The organism is Deltaproteobacteria bacterium, from assembly GCA_005879795.1.
Lineage (GTDB): Bacteria > Desulfobacterota > Binatia > DP-6 > DP-6 > DP-6.
On record VBKJ01000259.1, the window covers coordinates 1 to 3,303 of the forward strand.

Consider the following 3,303-nt stretch of genomic DNA (forward strand, 5'->3'; position numbering starts at 1 on the left):
CTCTCACGATATTTTCGAAACGGCGCACGGCGCGGAGCCCGAGCGGCAGGAGGTCGTAGATGCCGCGCGCCACCTGCCGCATCATGCCCGCGCGCACCAGCAGCTTGTGGCTCACCACCTCGGCGTCGGCCGGATCCTCCCGCAGCGTCGGGACGAGGAGGCGGGAGAGGCGCGTCACTTGGCGGCCGCGTGGTGCTCGTCGAGCGACTGGAGGGCCAGCCCGCCGTGGCTCCAGGCCGCGCCAGCCGCCATCGCCATGGCGACGAAGGTCGTCTCGGCGATCTCCTGGTCGGTGGCGCCCGCCTTGGTGGCCCGCGCCGTGTGCGCGTCGATGCACCACGGGCACTGCGTGATCTGCGCGATGCCGAGCGCGATCAGCTCTTTCGTCTTGACCGGCATGGCGCCCTCGGCGAACGCCTTGCCGTCGAACTCGAGGAATGCCCGGTACGCCTCGGGCGCGAGCTCGCGCATACGCTTGAACTGCTTCCTCACGTCGACGCCGTGGAACACCATGGCTGCGCTCCTTTCGTGAACGAGCGGTCCCCCTCTTTACACCACCGCGCAAGCGCTTGCAGCCAGTCCGCGCCTCCATATAGTCGCGCGTCGTGAAGGCGATCGCCGTGCACGGCGGCGCGGGAAGCGAGGCCGCGGAGGCGCGGGCGCCGCGCCGGGCCGGTCTCGCGCGCGCAGCCGAGGCGGGCTGGCAGGTGCTCGCGCGCGGGGGGAGCGCGCTCGACGCGGTCGTCGAGGCCGTCGTCGTGCTCGAGGACGACCCGCACTTCAACGCCGGCAGGGGCTCGGTGCTGACCGTGGAAGGGACGCTCGAGACGGACGCATCGGTCATGGCGGGCGAAACGCTCGCCGCCGGCGCGGTGGGTGCGGTGAGCGGCGTCGCGAACCCGGTGCGGCTCGCGCGCGTGATCGCCGCCGAGGGCCGCGAGGTGCTCCTCGTGGGCGAGGCCGCGGCCGCGCTCGCCGCAAGCCACGGGCTCCCGCGCTGCCCGCCCGAGGCCCTGGTGACCGAGGAGGCGCGCCGCCGCTGGCGCGAGCGCCGGCCGGCGAGCGGCGACACCGTGGGAGCCGTGGCTCGCGACCATGCCGGACATCTCGCGGCCGCGACCTCGACCGGCGGCGTCGCCGGGAAGCGCAGCGGGCGGGTCGGGGACTCCGCCGTGCTCGGCGCCGGCACCTACGCCGACGACCGACTCGGCGCCGGGTCGGCCACCGGGCCCGGCGAGGCGATCATCCGCGTGTGCCTCGTCCGCAGCGCCCTCGAGCTCACCGGCCGCGGCCTCGACCCCGCGTGGGTGGCGCGGCACGTCCTCGCCGAGCTCGAGCGGCGGCTCGGCGCGGCCGCTGGCCTCGTGCTGATCGACCCGGCGGGCCGCATCGGCATCGCGCACACCACCGAGGCGATGGCAGCGGCGCGGCGCTCGGAGGAAAGCGGCGGCACGGTGCTCGTCGGGTGAGGACGGCCCCGGGTCCGCCTCGCTACTTGCAGCGGAGCGTGCCGTGCTTCGTGTTGAAGGCACAGTGCGGCGCCGGGGCCAGCCCGGTGAAGAGCAGCTCCCCGCACTGTCCCGTGCGCGCGGTCGGCGCGTCGATCACCAGGGTGCCCTTGAGGGGCATCTCCGCGGGCGACACGCCGTAGGTGCCGTGCCTGCCGCTCACCAGGAACCTGAGCAGCCCGGGCGCGGAGAGCATGCGGATGCGGGCCAGGGTGATGCCATGGGCCTCGCGCGGATTGCGGTAGCGCCACGCCGTACCGGCCCGGTTCACCGTCCAGCCCGTACCGCCCGGGATGATGACGTCGAGCATGGAGCGGTCCGGCGCATCGAGCAGGATGCGCACGCCCCGGGCGGCCGGGTCGATCGGCGGGGTGGTCGGGACGGCCATCCGCCCCTTCATCTTGAGCACGGCGCCGCCGGGGCTGTTGAGCTTCCCGAGCTTGATCCGCGCCCCGGTCGCGAAGACCGGGACGATGTTGGTGCATGGGTCGCAGGCGTCGCCGAGCCCGTCGTGGTCGCTGTCGGCCTGCGAGGGGTTCGGATCCGTGAGGCAGTTGTCGAGCAGGTCGCACACGCCGTCCCCGTCGCTGTCCGTGGCGAGCACGTCGGCGGGGCACGTCGCGCTCGTGCCGCTGCACTGCTCGGCGGGATCGCAGACACCCGTCGAGGCCCGGCAGGTGGCGGTCGCGGGCTGGAACGCGTCCGGCGGGCAGGCCACGGCGGCGCCGTCGCAGGTCTCGGCCACGTCACAGTCGCCCGCGGCCGGGCGGCAGACGGCGCCCGAGGGCTGAAGCGCGTCGGCCGGGCAGTCGTCATGCACCCCGTCGCAGCTCTCGGCCACGTCGCACACGCCCGCGGCCGGGCGGCACACCGCCGTGCTCTTGGCGTCGGGCGGACAGGCGGCGCTCGTCCCGTCGCAGGTCTCGGGCACGTCGCACATGCCCGCCGCCGCGCGGCACTCGAGGGTCGCGGGCTGGAAGGTGTCGGCCGGGCAGTCGTCGCTCACCCCGTCGCAGCTCTCGGCCACGTCGCACGGACCCGCCGCGGGGCGGCAGACGCTCGTGCTCTTGGCGTCGGGCGGGCACGCGGCGCTCGCGCCCGTGCAGGTCTCCGCCGGGTCGCAGACGCCGGCCGAGGCCCGTCGCACACGCCGGCCGCCGCGCGACACTCGACCGTCGCCGGCTGGAAGGCGTCGGCCGGGCAGTCGTTGCTCACCACGTCGCAGCTCTCGGCCACGTCGCACGGACCCGCCGCCGCCCGACACACCGCCGTGCTCTTCACATCTGCGGGGCAGTCGGCGCTCGTTCCCGTGCAGGTCTCGGCCACGTCGCAGGCGCCGGCTGCGGCGCGGCAGACCGTCCCGCTGCTCGCGGCGTCGGGCGGGTGGATGCAGCGCCCGCTCGCGTCGCAGCTGTCCGCCGTGGTGCAGCCGCTGCCGTCGTCGCAGGCGGTCCCGTCGGCCACCGGGATGCCCGTGCACGTCCCGCCCTGACAGGTGTCGGGGGTCGTGCAGTCGTTGCGGTCGTCGCACGCCGCGCCGTCCGCCACCCCCGTCCCCACGCAGACCCCGCTCTGACAGGCATCGGCGGTGGTGCAGTCGTGGCCGTCGCTGCAGGGCGTGCTGTCCGCCACCGGGACGCCGTCGCAGACGCCGACCTGGCACGTGTCGGCAGTGGTGCAGTCGTTCCCGTCGTCGCATGGCGTGCTGTCCGGCGCGACGGTCCCGGCGCAGGTCCCGCTCGCACAGGTATCGTTGCTCGTGCAGCCGTTCCCGTCGTCGCACGCGGCCCCGTTG

5 protein-coding genes are annotated in these 3,303 nt (G+C 75.1%); 2 read left to right on the forward strand and 3 right to left on the reverse strand.

Features of this window, described 5'->3' with window-relative positions:
- Nucleotides 1-178 (reverse strand): proline--tRNA ligase (locus E6J59_19795; GenBank protein ID TMB15682.1); only part of this gene is annotated, 178 nt, incomplete at its 3' end.
- A complete protein-coding gene (locus tag E6J59_19800; protein ID TMB15683.1) occupies nt 175-513 on the reverse strand; it encodes a carboxymuconolactone decarboxylase family protein in 339 nt (112 codons plus the stop codon). The genes E6J59_19795 and E6J59_19800, both read right to left, overlap by 4 nt.
- A 92-nt stretch (nt 514-605) precedes the next feature.
- Between E6J59_19800 and E6J59_19805 the strand changes: the two genes are divergently transcribed.
- Nucleotides 606-1,469: an isoaspartyl peptidase/L-asparaginase gene (locus tag E6J59_19805; GenBank protein ID TMB15684.1), complete on the forward strand. Its 864-nt coding sequence runs from the start codon at nt 606-608 to the stop codon at nt 1,467-1,469.
- Nucleotides 1,470-1,491: 22 nt separating this feature from the next.
- Here the strand turns inward: E6J59_19805 and E6J59_19810 are convergent, their stop codons facing one another.
- Nucleotides 1,492-2,655: a hypothetical protein gene (locus E6J59_19810; protein TMB15685.1), complete on the reverse strand. Its 1,164-nt coding sequence runs from the start codon at nt 2,653-2,655 to the stop codon at nt 1,492-1,494.
- A gap of 123 nt (nt 2,656-2,778) precedes the next feature.
- Between E6J59_19810 and E6J59_19815 the strand changes: the two genes are divergently transcribed.
- Complete coding sequence (locus E6J59_19815; GenBank protein TMB15686.1) at nt 2,779-3,000, forward strand: hypothetical protein; 222 nt, start codon at nt 2,779-2,781, stop codon at nt 2,998-3,000.
- Nucleotides 3,001-3,303: the final 303 nt, after the last annotated feature.